Origin of the sequence: Crocosphaera sp. Alani8 (genome assembly GCF_038442745.1) — a bacterium.
Classification (GTDB): Bacteria; Cyanobacteriota; Cyanobacteriia; order Cyanobacteriales; family Microcystaceae; genus Crocosphaera.
In genome coordinates this window covers 1-15,235 of sequence record NZ_JARVCN010000077.1, presented here as the reverse complement: position 1 = coordinate 15,235, position 15,235 = coordinate 1, and the positions used below count along the sequence as shown (strand labels likewise).

The window sequence follows — 15,235 nt, the reverse complement described above, 5'->3', positions numbered from 1 at the left end:
TCCCTGACCATATTGCCAAATTAATGCGTCAACATCCAATGTTCTGCACGGAAACCATAAATTATGTTTGTGTCGGTCATTTTATTATCCCTTCTATGACCAAACTAGATAGGGTAATTTTTGGGCTGTCTCTTTAATTGGTTCCATATTTTGAATCAATTGTCCACAACTGTCCCAAGTTCCTTCGAGGAGCATTTGACGGGAACCTTCTCCCATAAAAATGTCTGTTGCCCAATTATCGCATTGAACTCGTTTCGTGTCTAAGTCGAGGGTAACTTCAGCTTGGGGATTACTTTGTAGTTGAGTTTGTAAAGTTTTGACTGCTTCTGGATCTGCTGTGACACAGGGAACGCCGTTGGCAATACAGTTACCAAAAAATATCTCTGCGAAACTTTCCCCGACGATGGCTTTGATTCCCCAACGTATAATAGCTTGGGGTGCGTGTTCTCGTGACGATCCGCAACCAAAGTTAGCATTGACTACTAAAATTTTTGCTCCTTGATATTGAGGCTGATCAAAGGGATGTTCCCCTTTTAGTTGGGTGCGATCGTCGGCAAAAACCTGTTCCCCTAACCCGTCAAAGGTGACGCAACGTAAAAATCGAGCGGGGATGATGCGATCGGTATCTATATCGTCCCCTGTGAGGGGAATACCTCGCCCGAAAACTGATTTGACTTGGTTCATTAATGGCTACCTGTTTTCTGGTACGGCTACTGATCAGTAAGTCCTTTTTTTATGATAGGCCTTAAGTCCGTGACTAACACCAAGAAGTTAGAGAAAGTTTAACTAAAGTAATCTCCTAAAGCATAAGCAACTTGTTCTTGTTCTTCAACCGAAATATCGGGGAACATGGGTAAAGATAGCACTTCCTCTGCTGCTTGTTCTGCAATGGGAAAGGCTCCGTTTTTGTAGCCTAAATTTTGATAAACCTTTTGCAAATGTAAAGGAATAGGATAATAAATCATGGAAATGATCCCTTTTTCTTGTAACTTTTCTCTAAGATCATCCCTGGTTGTTTTTTCTTGACTGCTCTGATTTTTGACTAGAATGGTGTACTGATTCCAAACGTGATCACCTCCATTAGTCTCTTGGGGAAGTTGTATGTTGGGAATGGAGGCTAATAGTTGATGATATCGTCGGGCAACTTCTCTTCTTTGCTCGTTCCATTGCTCGAGATATGATAGTTTAACCCTTAGAATAGCTGCTTGGATGCTGTCTAAACGACTGTTGATCCCTACTACATCGTGATAGTACCGTTGGGCTGAACCGTGTTCTTTGATAACTCTAATGGTTTGGGCGATGGCAGGATCATTGGTGGTAATGGCTCCACCGTCTCCACAAGTACCTAGATTCTTGGTGGGAAAGAAGCTAAAACAACCCACATGACCGATATTTCCTACTATATTACCTCCCCATTTTGCCCCTGTGCTTTGGGCGCAGTCTTCGATAACGTAGAGATTGTGTTTTTGGGCAATGTCCATCAGACGAGCCATATTGACGGGTTGACCAAAGAGATGAACGGGTATAATGGCTTTGGTTTGGGGGGTAATGGCTGCTTCTATGGCTGAGATGTCCATATTGAAAGTGTTTCTCTCAATATCGACAAAAACGGGTTTAGCTCCCGCTAAACTGATGGTTTCTGCGGTGGCAATGAACGTGAAAGGTGTGGTGATAACTTCATCCCCTGCACCAATGTTTAAAGCTCGTAAGGCTAAGTAGAGGGCATCGGTTCCTGAGTTACAACTAATACAGTGAGAAGTACCTACATATTCGGCTAGTTGTTCCTCGAAGTCACTGACGATGGCACCACCGATATAACGACCAGAACGCACAACTTCGAGAACAGCACGATCAATTTCGTCGCTAATATTTTTGTATTGACGGACTAAATCTACAGGGGGGATGGTATTCACTGGCATCTTAACAGCATTTTTTAGTTGAGTGTACCAAAGGGAGAGCAAGGGAAGCAAGGTACATTTTGAAGATCAAGGGAGGGATAGCAGGTAATTGAGTTTACTCAGTTACCTGTTATCCCTAGAAATCTGAGTTTGATTTATTTATCGCCTTTTGGTTGAAATTTCAAAGACACTCCGTTCATGCAATACCGTTGTCCTGTGGGTTTGGGGCCGTCCCCAAATACATGACCTAAATGACCACCACAACAGCTACAATGTACTTCTGTTCTTGTCATAAATAAAGAACGATCCACAGAGGTTTCAATGGCATTTTCGATGGGTTTATAAAAACTTGGCCAACCTGTGCCACTGTTATATTTTGTCTCTGAAGTAAATAAGGGTATTCCACAAGCAGCGCACTCATAAATCCCTTCTCCATATTCTTTATCGAGGGGACTTGTACCGGCTCTTTCTGTGCCGTGTTTAAATAAAACGTTAAACTCCTCAGGGGTTAAGATTTCTTTCCATTCTTGTTCAGTTTTGTTGACTTTAAATTCTTTGTCGGATGTTGTCATGATGTTTTTGCCTAAATAATCAATAAGGAATGTTAGTTTTTTAAAAGTAGATTGTTGAAGGTGAATCTAATTTTCACCGTAGATAAATAGGTAGGTATTTTTAATTTTAAGACAATGGTGATCAGAAAACACAAGTTAGAGTTACACTTCTAGTCTTTACCTACTCTATCTCTATACTAGTAGGAGATTCGTCCCCAGAGGGTTTAGAAACAAGGGGCTTTCGATAGTCCATGTAAAGGCGATCCCGCCAGAGGAAGAAAGCATCATAAGCAGTGTTGTCCGCTAACCCAGGAATTCCTTTTCCTTTGAGGTTATCAGGAATCTCTAAGTAATCTCCCCCAGGTTGCTTTAAGATGATGCTTAGTCCTGCTACCGCTAAATCAGCTAGGGTAATTTCATCTCCCACTAGGTAGGGTTGTTGCTCTAAGATAAGACTAAGAGCTTCTAAGTCTTGTTTGAGTGCCTTAGTGGCTTCTTTGACCGTATCAGGACCCACACCAACTCCTGTTCCTAAAACACTCAAAAAATCCCCAGGAACTGCGCTAATAATATTTTTTAAGAAGTCAGGAACTTCTTTTGGTAAAACAGAAGTTCGGAAATTTGGATTTTTATTTAAAGCACCGATCAGAGCAAGTCTTCCTTTATTTCCAATAGACTCATCGGCCCATTCTTCTATCAATAAACATTGTCCTCGTTTGAGGGGATCAGTGGGAATAATGGGTTTCTCTGGATACTTTCTATCTAAATAAAAAGCAATTTCAGTGGAGTCAGCAACAATAACATCCCCATCTTTTAGTACAGGAACTTGTCGCTGACCCGACATTTTATAAAGATCGAGTTGTCCTACTCCTGGAGTAACTTCTACTTTACGATATTCCAACTCTTTATAATCTAAAATCAAACGCACTTTCTCAGAATACTGAGAAACCTCGAATTGATAGAGTTCCAGCATTAAGTGTCCTCTCTCTCCAACTGTTATTATAAGTCCGTTTATACTGTAACGTTTTTAAAAAAATTTGTCACAAAAGTTCATATTTTGGCCCGTTATGGAGTGAAAATCTCTATTTTTCTCTATGGTCGATAAGAAAATTTTTATAAAATTCACCCATTAGGATGACTCATTAGGGGGGAGCATGACTTAACAAGGTCTTCTAGGCTAGAGTTTATGTCAATAAAGAGGAAGTCAAGGTGAATCTTACCCTACCCAAATGGTTACAGCTAACTTTGTACACCAGCAAACAATCTCAAGGGACTGATGAAGATAGCATCAATAACAAGACTGTTCAAGCTTTTGATAGTAACGAGAAAGGTTCATCCTCAACAACTACTTCCCTGAGTTGTTTAGACAACTATATTCATCAATATTTTTAATGATACTTTTATTTTATCGAGGGTGTTGATTGATCAATTCTCGAACCTGCTCAGCATGATAAGAACTGCGGGTTAAGGGAGAGGAAACCACTTGTAAAAAGCCAATGGACTCCCCAAAAGTCTGCCACGCTGCAAAACTTTGGGGAGTTACAAACTCTTTTACCCCTAGATGCTTAGCAGAGGGTTGTAAATACTGTCCCAATGTTAAAATATCGCAGTCAACCCCGCGTAAATCTTCCATGACTTGACGTACTTCTGCATCGGTTTCCCCTAACCCTACCATAATGCCAGACTTGGTGTAGAGGTTCGGGGCGAGGTTTTTTGCCTCTTGTAGTAAAGCAAGCGATCGCTCATAATTGCCTTGAGGACGAACCCGACGATACAAACGGGGAACCGTCTCTGTGTTATGGTTAAGAACCTCTGGTTTAGCTTCCAAGATAATTTCTAACCCTTGCCAGTTACCGCATAAATCTGGGATCAATACCTCAATGGTGGTTTGTGGAGAAACTTGACGAATTGCCTCGATGCACGCTACAAATTGAGAGGCTCCACCATCGGGTAAATCATCACGGTTGACTGAAGTAATGACCACATGGTTAAGACTTAAACGACGCACCGCTTCGGCTAAATTGATGGGTTCTTGTGGGTCTAAAGCTAGGGGTTTCCTCTCAAAATCGATATCACAGTAGGGACAAGCACGAGTGCAAGCAGGTCCCATAATTAAAAAAGTTGCTGTCTTTGCCTGAAAACACTCTCCAATGTTGGGACAAGAAGCTTCTTCGCAGACTGTATTTAAACCTAAATCCCGTAATATTTCTTTAACACTACCAACTCGTTGCCATTGGGGAGCTTTTACCCGTAACCACTGGGGTTTAACCGTCATTTTAAAAAAGTCTCTACATTAAATATAATCTTATGTTGATCTTATCAAAAAACCCCGTAGTTAAAAATAGAATCTTTTTCATTTTTGGTTGATGTGACTGTTACCCCGTGGAATTTTTGAGGGTAATATTGTTACATTGTTGACTTCTATTATATATTTAAGCAAACATTAAGACCATATTATTAACAGTTTAGTATTGACAATGTTTAACCTTTTCTCCCTACGAGCAAAATTAACTTTATCAATAACCTTGATTGTCATAGGAATAACCAGTGGACTAACTTTTCTATCTATTAAAAAAGAGCAAGAACATTATCAAGCTAATATTAGACAAAAAGGAGAGTTATTTTTAGATTCTGTTGATGTTCTACTTCGTAACTCCCTATATTCTTTGGATGTAGATACCATTGTTAGATCCGTAGAACAATTTAGAGAATACCAAACTTTAATCGAAGTGGTTTGTGTTTTCGATGCCCAAGGTAGACTGATAATTGAATCAACACAAGGAGATTTAACTCTAGAAGCTCAACCAGATGATTTGGGTAAACAAATCATCAATAGCGGAATTCCTATATACCAACAAAATAATAATTATTTACTAGCAGCAAAACCAATTATATTTGGACAACAGATAGTAGGTGGGATTGCTATTAAACTATCAAAAGAGCCTTTACAAGAAAAGATTGTAGCTGTGCGCTATCAGGGTTTATTAATTTCTATTTTTGCCTGTTCTGGCGGTGTCATCATTGCTCTTGTAATTAGCCATTCTTTTACGTCTCCTCTTAGTCAGTTAATTAAAGCCACTAACCGTATCACAGAAGGAGATCTTACTTACAGAATTAATTTAGAAAATAGGGATGAATTTTCTTTATTAGCCAAAGAATTTAATAAAATGAGCGATTGCTTAGAAGAAATCCTCAAAAAATATCAAGAAAGTAATACACAATTACAGCACGATCTTTTTCATGAAAACTTAACTGGCTTGGCCAATCGTATTTATGTTATTCAAGAAATTGAATCAGAAATTAAAAAGAAAAAAGTAAATAATGATTATAATTTTTCTGTTCTTTTTTTAGACTGTGATCGTTTTAAACTTATCAACGACAGTTTGGGTCATGATGTGGGGGATCAAGTTTTAATTAATATTGCTAGAAGATTAGATTCTTGTATTAGAAAAGATGATCTTGCTGCTCGGTTAGCAGGGGACGAATTTGTTATTTTAGTTAAAAATATTGATGATATTCAACAAGTAATTAAAATTGCTGATCGCATTTTAGAAAAAATGAGTCAACCCTTAATATTAAACACTCAGCAATTAGTCATTACTATGAGTATTGGCCTTGTGATGAGTAAAGAAAACTACGAAAATGCTGATGATTTACTACGGGATGCAGATATTACAATGTATCACGCAAAACAAAAAGGAAAAGCTCAGTACGCTATTTTTCAACCCATAATGCAAACTCAAGCATTAGAAAGATTGGACCTAGAGACTAGTCTCAGAAAGGCCTTAAAAAGACAAGACTTTTATCTCTATTATCAACCTATAATTTCCTTGGCAATATCTCAATTAATTGGCTTTGAAGCATTATTGAGATGGCATCATCCTACCCAAGGATGTCTATCTCCAGGAACCTTCATTCCTATTGCAGAAGAGACGGGATTAATTGTTCCTTTGGGAGAATGGGTTTTGCAGGAAGCTTGTCATCAGATGAGTCTTTGGCAAAGTCGTTTTCCTTTTCCTCAACCATTAAAAATTAGTGTTAATATTTCAAGTTGTCAACTGAATCAACCCGATTTTATTGACAAAGTTAAAAGAGTTTTAGAAGAGAGTAATCTCAAAGCAAATCAGTTAAATTTAGAAATTACAGAAACAGCAATTATGAATAATATAGAGTCGGCATCTTTTAAATTACAATGTCTACAAAAACTGGGATTGAAAATATCTATTGATGACTTCGGAACAGGATATTCTTCTCTTAACTATCTCCAGCAATTACCAATCGATGTCCTCAAAATAGACCGCAGTTTTGTCAGTAGATTAGAATCACATCCTAGGGAATTCCAGATCATTGAAGCTATTATTAAACTCGGCAATATTTTAGGTATGGAAACCTTAGCAGAAGGGATAGAAACCTCAGAACAATTTGATTTAATTAAATCTTTAGGAGCAAACTATGCTCAAGGATATATGTTTTCTAAGCCTTTAAATATAAACTCGGTTGAACAAACCCTTAATTCTTTATTTGAATCTTATTCTATAACTGGAAAATTTAATGACTATGTTAACTCAGTTTATAAGTAGAGCTTTTACACTATTAATAATCCCCATACTGATTGGTTGTCAGCGGGAATCTATTAAAATAGATACTTCAAATGTTCCTTTGAAAACTTCATCAAAGCCTGTTATTTTGGGAGAAATTTCTGATGATCCTACAGAAGTTTTTGAGATATTTCAACCTTTCGCTGATCATTTAACTCAGAAAATAAATGAGGACAAAAACACATTAGGAAAAATTGAAGTTGCCCCTAATATGGAAACAATGTCAAAATGGCTAAAGTCGGGAAAAGTGGAGTTATACTTTGACAGTCCTTATCCTGCTTTTTTGGTTAGCGAAGCATCCGATGCTCAAGTAATTTTAAGTCGCTGGAAAGGAGGTGTTTCCTCTTATAAAAGCGTTATTATTGCCCTTCGGAAACAAGAAGTTAAAAAAACAAATAATCTACAAGGAAAAACAATCGCCTTTGAAGAAAATTTTTCTACATCTGGGTATATGCTTCCCTATCTTTATTTAAAAGAACAAGGATTAAATTTGACTGAAAAAACTTCCAATACTCAATTTATTTCGGATAGTGAAATTGGCTATATTTTTAGTGGTAGTGATAATAATTCTTTGCAATGGTTAATTAGTGGTCGTGTGGCGGCAGCTGCTATGGGTTCCGTTGATTTTGAACAGCTACCCGAAGAAACTCGCCAACAATTTATAATTATTGCTGAAACTAAATCAGTGCCTCGCCATCTGTTAGTTATTTCTCCTACTCTATCTGAAAGCAAAGTAATTAGACTGAAAAAGATTCTCTTAGAAATGAATGAAAGCGAGTCAGGACAAAAAATTTTAGAGCAATTTGAGAAAACCACAAAATTTGCTGAATTACCCGAGGATCAAACTGAAATTTTTAAGGAGATTCGTCCTCTTATTAACCCTATCAGTGAGCAAGCAAATAAGCATAATTAAAGTTACAACAGAACAGTGTGTTAAATTTTGCTAAAATCCATGTTTTTGATTATTCACCTATATTAGAATGTTGTTTTAAGGGTAATCACTTACTATCAAGTAGTCTAAAAATGTCTCAGCAAAATACTAGCAAAAAGACTGAAAGAAAAAAAGAGAAGAAAACATGGCCAATCTTTTTTCGTTCAAAAGAAGCGACCGTTGGTGAGTTTGTCATTTTACTCATTGTGGGATTGGGAGGTTATGGTTATTGGCATTGGATTGATCAACCGAAACCCACGTTATCCACTGAAGCTACGGAGATTGTAGAATCAACTTCAGAAACAATTTCTGATATACAAAAAGAACTATTTAATTCGAAACCAGAACCGACCGATGAACAAGTTGAGAACTCAGGAGAACAATTAGAAGAATTACAATCGGAATTAAAAGTATTTTCGCAGGAAATTTTTATTCCAAATGCTAATGAAATAGACCAAATCTTAGAAAAAATTATTATTGATTTCAACAAGATAAAAGATTTGGAAAATGAAGAAGAGAAAGACAAGATTTTAGAAAATATTGGAAATAACCTAATTAATCTGCAAACAATACTCACAGGACGTGAGCTATTTTGGTCAAATAATAAAAAGTGGGTTGAAGTTATTTGTTGGACTCTTTTTGGGACTCTCCTGTATTTAATTCAGCAAACAGCTGAATATAGACTAAGAGTGGATAATAAAATCAAAGAGGACAAGAATAACCAAGGTAATGAAGATAATCAAGAAGGAGAAGATAAGGGTAATGAAGCAAATAAAAGACGAGCAGAAAATTATCTGCAACGTCATAAGCGACAATACTATTCATTTCTTCTACGGGGGCCTTTTATTTCTTTAAGCATTTTATGGGTTTTAAATGCTTCCAATCTCAACATTGCAGGATTTTCTTTACAACTATCAGAGATTAGTCCAAAAGTGTTAGTATCGCTGGCGTTTATTTTGGGGTATTTTAATAGAGTTGCCATTAGCCAACTCAATTTAATTGTTTCCGCTATTTTCAAAGATGCTTGGGATCAAACCGTCAGAAATATTGATATTGATCCCTGCGCTGAAAAAGTTGAATATGGGAGTTATTGCAATTTCAGTGTTATTCCAGATGTTAAAGTCCAATGGAGTATTCTTTCTCATCCAAAAACGGGAACCATTGATGCAGCAACAGGTATGTTTATTGCTCCCCCTAAAGCAGGGTATTATTGTGAAACTAACGGGGAAGGTCAGCTAGAATAGAAAAAATTTGATGATGAAACACCAGAAGATAAGCAAAATCAAGTTATTATTCGCGCAGTTAGAGAAGATGAGCCATCAATTAGTACGATAGCATTAGTAATTTTGACAAAGAAGGGAGAAGATAATAAAAATGGTGCAGCATCAGTGACTGTGTCAGAGGAGGAAGGAGATGATCAAAATGATGCAACATCAGTGACTGTGACAGAGGAGGAAGGAGATGATGAAAATGATGCAGCATCAGTGACTGTGACAAAGAAGGAAGGAGATGATCAAAATGATGCAGCATTAGTGACTGTGACAGAGGAGCAAGAAGATAATAAAAATGATGCCACTACTACTTGAGTCAAAGGTCATTAACTCTCATAATATATTGTAAAAAATTATCATCATTCCTATGGCATTTACTCAAAATCCGATCAAGTTTGGAACCGATGGCTGGCGTGGTGTAATAGCAGCCGATTTTACTTTTGAAAGAGTCGCTATGCTGGCTCCTTTGGCTGCTAAAATTTTAGAAGAGAATTACGGACCATCTGGCAGCGATCGCAAAATTATTGTGGGCTACGATCGCCGTTTCTTAGCTGAAGAGTTTGCTGAAGTGACGGCAAAGGCTATCATCGAAGCGGGTTACGATGTCATTTTATCCCAATCTTATGCCCCGACACCCGCGTTTAGTTGGGCTGCCAAAGCACAAAACGCACTAGGAGCGATTGTTTTAACCGCCAGTCATAACCCTGCTAAGTATTTAGGATTAAAGGTTAAAGGGGCTTTCGGTGGCTCGGTTGCTCCAGCCATTACCCAACAAATCGAAGCGTTGATTGTTGATCCCCCTACATTCTCTGCTTCTCCTGGCACTTTAAGCAGTTTTGACCCTTGGGAAAGCTACTGTCAAGGGTTGCAGAAAAAAGTTGATATAAAGGGCATTCAAGAGGCAATTAAAGCAGGGAAATTAAAGGTGTTTGCCGATGTAATGCACGGTGCTGCTGCCACTGGGTTAGAAAGATTGTTGGGATGCCCTATCGAAGAGATTAATGGCGATCGTGATCCCTTGTTTGAAGGAGGCGCACCGGAACCGCTACCCCGTTATTTAAGCAAATTATTTACCAGCATAAAAACCCTTGCAAGTCAAGGGGATAAAAGTTTAAGAGTGGGATTAGTATTCGATGGAGATAGCGATCGCATTGCGGCGGTGGATGGACAGGGAAACTTCCTTAGTTCTCAAATCCTAATTCCTATCCTAATTGACCATTTAGCTAAACGAAAAGGGTTCACTGGAGAAATTATTAAAACTGTCAGTGGTTCCGATTTAATTCCCCGTCTGGCAGATGTGTACAATTTGCCTATTTATGAGACTCCTATCGGTTATAAGTATATTGCGGATAGAATGTTAAATGCTGAGGTTTTAATCGGAGGTGAAGAATCGGGAGGAATCGGTTATGGAACCCATATTCCTGAACGAGATGCCCTTTTATCTGCATTATATGTTTTAGAAGCAGTGGTAGAAAGCGGGCAAGATTTGGGACAATACTATGGACAATTACAAGAAAAAACAGACTTTAATAACGCCTATGATCGCATAGATTTACCCTTAGCAAATATGGAGGTTAGAGCCAAATTATTAAACCGTTTAGAAACGGAACCTTTAACAGAAGTTGCCGGGCAAAAGGTAGAAAGTTGTGATACTAAAGATGGCTATAAACACCGTTTAACTGACGGTAGTTGGTTACTCATTCGCTTTAGTGGAACCGAACCTGTTCTTAGATTATACTGCGAATCTTTAACCACTAAACAAGTGCATCAAACCTTAAATTGGGCAAAAGATTGGGCTAGTTCTGTTTAATTTTTTTTACCATTAGGGATAATTGATTAATTATCCCTAGCGAATTTAGATTATTCAGCAGTCCAAACTACCTCATCACCTTGTCCCCAAAACCCATCGTATTTAGTTAATTTCAAATCTCCATGCACTTTTATTTGACAAGCTAATCGGCGATTTTTCTCTGGGGAATGGGGAGGAAAAGAATGTCTTGCTTTATCTTTCCAGTTAGCTTCGGAAACTGAACCTTCTATCTCCACAGAACAAGTTCCACAGCTTCCGATTCCTCGACAATTTATTATTTTGGCTTTACCATTATGAAGATCAATGTCATTCCTAATAAGAACAAGGCGTAAATTTTCACCCTCACTGCAAGTAATAGTTTTTCCTTGAGCAACAATTTTAAACATAGGATAAATTATCAGTTTTTTCCTGATTATACATTATTTTAATGGAAAAAAATTGACTATCCAGTTAAGATAATTCCTAAAACCATCATAATTGCTAACATCGTCGTATTTCTATAATCGCTTTACTTTTTTGTGGTCTGCTAATAATTTAGGTAATTATAAAATTGCTGTTATAGGTATTTGTGACAGTGAACTTAAAGTCATTGAGATGAGAGTTATTTAATTTTTGTGTCATTGGAAGCATCCTTACGCAAACAAAAATGTATTTTTTGTGTTATCTTTTATGTAGAAAATTTATGCAGGAACATTGCACATTCAAGAATTATAAAGGTAGTGCTTAGATATGATTAGTAAAGACAACAATTCTGCTATGATTAGACTCGGACAGTTTATGAAATGGCAAAATTTAGTGCAAAGCGGTGGTGAAGCAAAAATAAGAATTCAAGGGGGAGAAGTAATGGTTAATGGTTATGTGGAGACACGACGGGGACGACAATTAGTTGTGGGAGATAAAGTCACTTTTAATGGCAAACATTATGAGGTTAGTTTGTAAGTTTTTCCTATTTATTTTCATTCAAAAGACTATATTTAACTTTCTTGGGTTACAGTTATAGAAGATTTATCTTTCCCAGAGAATATAGTACCCCATCTAATTGTTAATAGTCTCGGGACTAGCAAGCAGAATAAACCGTTTATAACTAACATTACCCATAATTGCAGATTAGTCATTTCCATAGAAAAAACACCCTTTTTCCTTCACCCTTTCTATTATGCCCGCTCTTTTCTTAAAAAGGAACAATAATAAGGTTTAAATTTCTTGTTAGATAGATAAGTTTTGCTGAAGTTACATACGACTAAATATCTAAACCTCTTGAACTCAATAAAACTTTACGCTTTTTTCTAGCAATTTCCTGTAAATTAATAATACGATCAGTTTCGTCAACAATTTCTCCAGTTAATACTTCTAAAACATCCTCTAAAGTTACTACTCCTGCAACTCCACTGTATTCGTCTAAAACTACCATCAAATGTTCATGAGTATCTTGAAAAGTCTTCAGTAACTTATCTGCTTTAATAGTTTCAGGGACATAATAAACTTGACGCACTAACTGATTAATTTTTTGATTTTCTCTACCTTTAATGATTGCAGTTAATAATTCGTCTTTGAGGCAATATCCAATCACGCGATCAATAGATTCGTCCACAACTAAAATTCTACTATGTGCAGAAATAATAATTTCTTGTTGAGACTCAATTAAAGTGGAGTTTCCTAATAAAAAGGTAACAATAACCCTAGGAGTCATTAAGTCAGCTGCGGTTAAATCATTAAGTTGAAAGACTCGTTGAATCATCTCCGCTTCGTCGTCTTCTATCACACCTTCTTTGTGACCAATAGTGGTTAAAAAACGTATTTCTGCTTCATTAGTTGTTGCTAACTTTCTCTGTTTAGTAAAAGGGGAAGTTATTTGTTCCATCAACCACACTAGAGGAGTAAAAATAACCGTTAAAAACTGTACAGGAATGGCAACAGCTAACGCAATGGGTTCAGAATATCTTTCTCCAACAGTTTTCGGTACAATTTCACCACAAACAATAATTAAAAATGTTAAAACACTAGAAAATAATCCCAACCAAGCATCTCCTAGAACCTTAGCGGCTAAGCTTCCAATGACAATACTGCCAACAATATTAAAAATATTATTGAGAATTACAATAGTGGCAATAGGACGGTTCATTTTGCTACGAATAGACTGTAAAACTACTGCTGTTCTTTTTTTTGATTGAGCTAATTGTTTAACTCTAATCGGTGAAATAGAAAATAAAGCGGTTTCTGCACAAGCACAAATTGCTGAACCAGTTAAGACAATTAAAACCACAAAAATAATATTTAACATAATAAATTTAATCTGTATTATTTTCTAAAATTTTATCTCGAATCATCAAAGCTGTCGCAGGTGCTAGTAGGATACCGTTGCGATAATGACCAGTAGCTAATAAAATATGAGGATAGTTAGGAACCTCCTTAATTATAGGTGCGGCTTCTCCATCTGGACGTGGACGTTTTCCTGACCAAGTATTAACAACCTCTCCCTTTTCTAAACTGGGACAAAAAGAAAAAGCCTGTTTTTTTATATTTTCTAATAATTCTTCTTGTGCCGAAACTTCTCCCATTTGATCAGGAAATTCTACTGTAGCACCAATCCAATATTCCTGCTCATTCAAAGGAGCAATATGTACGTCTTCTCCTGTAATAACAGGCTGAAAATTAACGTCTCCTAAAGGATGATCCAACTTAATTCTTAATGCTTGACCAAGAACCGGTTTAATCTTAACCATTGGTTGTAAGTCATCAATTAAAGGAGTCGAACCCAAACCAGCACAAATAACTAACCAATCGGTTTCTAGGGTCTGGTATGATGTTTTTATCTGGTACGATTGAGCATTATTTGAATCATCTAGACCTGTTGGGGTAATATTTTCAACTTTGACACCAAATTGACAATTTACACCATTTTGAGAAGCGGCTAAAATAAGGTTTTCTGTTAAAAGTTTCGGATGGATTTGTCGATCTTGAGGGGAATAAATAGCCCCAATAATACGCTCATTTGTAACTTGAGGACAGTATTTTAGTAACTTATTTTTGTCCCAAATTTCTAGAGGATATCCCTGATTATGACGAAATTGTTGTAGCTTTTCCCATCTTTCTAGAGGATCATCCTGGAAACGTAACATAACAATTCCTTGATCATTAACAGGAATTTTGCGATTTGTTAGCCCTTCTAACTCAGGAATTAAAGTTGAATAGCGTTCTAAACTAAGTTGCCGTAGTTTCCAACCTCTCCCCTTAGTTTTGTGGCTAATAATACCCATCAAAACCCCCAAAGCTGCTCCTGTAGAACCAGATGCTGGTTCTTTTTCATCAATTAAAGTAATGTTTAAACCTTTAATTAAACTTAATTCGTAGGCAATGGTCGCTCCAATGATGCCGGCTCCAATAATAGTAATACGAGTCATATCATTTCTAGTTATTAGTCATTGATTATCAATGATTATCGAATATTTTGCCGATTATATTTTTGTGATAATTTTCTATAGTTATGGGGGCATAAATACTATGCCCCCATAAATGTAATAACCAAGACGAGTTAGCTAGTGGGAAGTAAATCCAAGAAACCTTGTAAATCATCCACTGCTTTACCATACTGACGTTTTGCAGCTGTCAAGTTACGATCCTTGGCAGCAGCATCTAAGCGTTCAAAGTCACTAAATAAAGCCTTAGATAAGTTTCTCGCTTCTTTTTGATCTTTTGGCAACAAAGAACGGGTCAAATTGCTCATTTCTTGACGAATACCCCCCAAAGGTCCATGAATATAGGTACGGGTATCAATCCAATTTTCATCCGCGATAAACCCTTTGAGAACATCCAAATTTTTCTGAGCTTCCTCGATGGGTTCGGCTAGCAGTTGCAACTGCTCGATTTTTTCAGGGGCGTAGGTAGTGGGAATAGAGGCTTTAGGACCCCCACAACTAACACAAAAGATGGCTACAGCCATCAATAATAAAGACAGAATAGACCGAAGACGTGGCATAGTTTAAACTTTGCTAATGATATTGAATAGACTCCTCAGTTGATTTTCTCAAGAATTGAGTAAATTGGTCAATGTTTTTATCTAGATTTTTTGTACTAATTGAGGGATGTTCTGAGTTTAGAATTTTCTTAGGCAGAAAGAGACTTAGTGACATCCTCCCACGCTAACTGCTAAGAGCAGTATAGCGTGGGCTTCCCAAC

At 37.0% G+C, this 15,235-nt stretch carries 16 protein-coding genes; 7 read left to right on the top strand and 9 right to left on the bottom strand.

The window, feature by feature from the left end:
• Positions 1–93: 93 nt before the first annotated feature.
• The 4 genes from leuD to P9B04_RS05785 all read right to left on the bottom strand — a co-directional run bounded on the left by leuD (position 94) and on the right by P9B04_RS05785 (position 3,422).
• A complete protein-coding gene (leuD, locus tag P9B04_RS05800) occupies positions 94–684 on the bottom strand; it encodes a 3-isopropylmalate dehydratase small subunit (RefSeq protein ID WP_342054055.1) in 591 nt (196 codons plus the stop codon).
• Between the two features lie 98 nt (positions 685–782).
• Positions 783–1,913: a DegT/DnrJ/EryC1/StrS family aminotransferase gene (locus P9B04_RS05795; protein WP_342054054.1), complete on the bottom strand. Its 1,131-nt coding sequence runs from the start codon at positions 1,911–1,913 to the stop codon at positions 783–785.
• 140 nt (positions 1,914–2,053) lie between these two features.
• Positions 2,054–2,470, bottom strand: a complete 417-nt coding sequence (gene msrB, locus P9B04_RS05790; protein WP_342054053.1) for a peptide-methionine (R)-S-oxide reductase MsrB — start codon at positions 2,468–2,470, stop codon at positions 2,054–2,056.
• Positions 2,471–2,630: 160 nt separating this feature from the next.
• Entirely contained in the window at positions 2,631–3,422 is a 792-nt protein-coding gene (locus P9B04_RS05785; RefSeq protein ID WP_342054052.1) for a glutathione S-transferase, read from the bottom strand.
• A gap of 236 nt (positions 3,423–3,658) precedes the next feature.
• On the opposite strand from P9B04_RS05785, the gene P9B04_RS05780 reads away from it, so the two are divergent.
• Positions 3,659–3,841 (top strand): elongation factor G, encoded by a 183-nt coding sequence (locus tag P9B04_RS05780; RefSeq protein ID WP_342054051.1) that lies wholly within the window; start codon positions 3,659–3,661, stop codon positions 3,839–3,841.
• 13 nt (positions 3,842–3,854) lie between these two features.
• Here P9B04_RS05780 and lipA read toward each other — a convergent pair whose 3' ends face one another.
• Positions 3,855–4,724, bottom strand: a complete 870-nt coding sequence (gene lipA, locus P9B04_RS05775; protein ID WP_342054050.1) for a lipoyl synthase — start codon at positions 4,722–4,724, stop codon at positions 3,855–3,857.
• A gap of 202 nt (positions 4,725–4,926) precedes the next feature.
• Here lipA and P9B04_RS05770 point away from each other — a divergent pair, with 202 nt between their 5' ends.
• The 5 genes from P9B04_RS05770 to P9B04_RS05750 all read left to right on the top strand — a co-directional run bounded on the left by P9B04_RS05770 (position 4,927) and on the right by P9B04_RS05750 (position 11,059).
• Positions 4,927–7,029, top strand: a complete 2,103-nt coding sequence (locus P9B04_RS05770) for an EAL domain-containing protein (RefSeq protein ID WP_342054049.1) — start codon at positions 4,927–4,929, stop codon at positions 7,027–7,029.
• A 79-nt stretch (positions 7,030–7,108) separates the two neighbouring features.
• Positions 7,109–7,960 carry a phosphate/phosphite/phosphonate ABC transporter substrate-binding protein gene (locus tag P9B04_RS05765; RefSeq protein WP_342054048.1) on the top strand — a complete coding sequence of 284 codons (852 nt, stop codon included), beginning with the start codon at positions 7,109–7,111 and terminating at the stop codon, positions 7,958–7,960.
• 110 nt (positions 7,961–8,070) lie between these two features.
• Positions 8,071–9,222, top strand: coding sequence for a hypothetical protein (locus tag P9B04_RS05760; RefSeq protein ID WP_342054047.1), 1,152 nt, complete (start codon positions 8,071–8,073; stop codon positions 9,220–9,222).
• Between the two features lie 102 nt (positions 9,223–9,324).
• Positions 9,325–9,564 carry a hypothetical protein gene (locus P9B04_RS05755; protein ID WP_342054046.1) on the top strand — a complete coding sequence of 80 codons (240 nt, stop codon included), beginning with the start codon at positions 9,325–9,327 and terminating at the stop codon, positions 9,562–9,564.
• Between the two features lie 52 nt (positions 9,565–9,616).
• Positions 9,617–11,059, top strand: a complete 1,443-nt coding sequence (locus P9B04_RS05750; protein ID WP_342054045.1) for a phosphoglucomutase/phosphomannomutase family protein — start codon at positions 9,617–9,619, stop codon at positions 11,057–11,059.
• Positions 11,060–11,109: 50 nt separating this feature from the next.
• On the opposite strand, the gene P9B04_RS05745 is transcribed toward P9B04_RS05750, so the two are convergent.
• Positions 11,110–11,445, bottom strand: a complete 336-nt coding sequence (locus P9B04_RS05745; RefSeq protein ID WP_342054044.1) for a 2Fe-2S iron-sulfur cluster-binding protein — start codon at positions 11,443–11,445, stop codon at positions 11,110–11,112.
• A 343-nt stretch (positions 11,446–11,788) separates the two neighbouring features.
• On the opposite strand from P9B04_RS05745, the gene P9B04_RS05740 reads away from it, so the two are divergent.
• Entirely contained in the window at positions 11,789–11,998 is a 210-nt protein-coding gene (locus P9B04_RS05740) for an RNA-binding S4 domain-containing protein (RefSeq protein ID WP_342054043.1), read from the top strand.
• A gap of 301 nt (positions 11,999–12,299) precedes the next feature.
• On the opposite strand, the gene P9B04_RS05735 is transcribed toward P9B04_RS05740, so the two are convergent.
• The 3 genes from P9B04_RS05735 to psbQ all read right to left on the bottom strand — a co-directional run bounded on the left by P9B04_RS05735 (position 12,300) and on the right by psbQ (position 15,035).
• Positions 12,300–13,340 carry a hemolysin family protein gene (locus P9B04_RS05735; protein WP_342054042.1) on the bottom strand — a complete coding sequence of 347 codons (1,041 nt, stop codon included), beginning with the start codon at positions 13,338–13,340 and terminating at the stop codon, positions 12,300–12,302.
• Between the two features lie 7 nt (positions 13,341–13,347).
• A complete protein-coding gene (locus tag P9B04_RS05730; RefSeq protein WP_342054041.1) occupies positions 13,348–14,460 on the bottom strand; it encodes an NAD(P)/FAD-dependent oxidoreductase in 1,113 nt (370 codons plus the stop codon).
• 131 nt (positions 14,461–14,591) lie between these two features.
• Positions 14,592–15,035, bottom strand: coding sequence for a photosystem II protein PsbQ (gene psbQ / locus P9B04_RS05725; RefSeq protein ID WP_342054040.1), 444 nt, complete (start codon positions 15,033–15,035; stop codon positions 14,592–14,594).
• Positions 15,036–15,235: the final 200 nt, after the last annotated feature.

Excerpts from the sequence above, each read along its gene's own strand:
- leuD (WP_342054055.1), bottom strand. The coding sequence starts at position 684 with ATGAACCAAGTCAAATCAGTTTTCGGGCGAGGTATTCCCCTCACAGGG.
- msrB (WP_342054053.1), bottom strand. The coding sequence starts at position 2,470 with ATGACAACATCCGACAAAGAATTTAAAGTCAACAAAACTGAACAAGAA.
- P9B04_RS05785 (WP_342054052.1), bottom strand. The coding sequence starts at position 3,422 with ATGCTGGAACTCTATCAATTCGAGGTTTCTCAGTATTCTGAGAAAGTG.
- lipA (WP_342054050.1), bottom strand. The coding sequence starts at position 4,724 with ATGACGGTTAAACCCCAGTGGTTACGGGTAAAAGCTCCCCAATGGCAA.
- P9B04_RS05770 (WP_342054049.1), top strand. The coding sequence starts at position 4,927 with ATGTTTAACCTTTTCTCCCTACGAGCAAAATTAACTTTATCAATAACC.
- P9B04_RS05760 (WP_342054047.1), top strand. The coding sequence starts at position 8,071 with ATGTCTCAGCAAAATACTAGCAAAAAGACTGAAAGAAAAAAAGAGAAG.
- P9B04_RS05750 (WP_342054045.1), top strand. The coding sequence starts at position 9,617 with ATGGCATTTACTCAAAATCCGATCAAGTTTGGAACCGATGGCTGGCGT.
- P9B04_RS05745 (WP_342054044.1), bottom strand. The coding sequence starts at position 11,445 with ATGTTTAAAATTGTTGCTCAAGGAAAAACTATTACTTGCAGTGAGGGT.
- P9B04_RS05740 (WP_342054043.1), top strand. The coding sequence starts at position 11,789 with ATGATTAGTAAAGACAACAATTCTGCTATGATTAGACTCGGACAGTTT.
- P9B04_RS05735 (WP_342054042.1), bottom strand. The coding sequence starts at position 13,340 with ATGTTAAATATTATTTTTGTGGTTTTAATTGTCTTAACTGGTTCAGCA.
- P9B04_RS05730 (WP_342054041.1), bottom strand. The coding sequence starts at position 14,460 with ATGACTCGTATTACTATTATTGGAGCCGGCATCATTGGAGCGACCATT.
- psbQ (WP_342054040.1), bottom strand. The coding sequence starts at position 15,035 with ATGCCACGTCTTCGGTCTATTCTGTCTTTATTATTGATGGCTGTAGCC.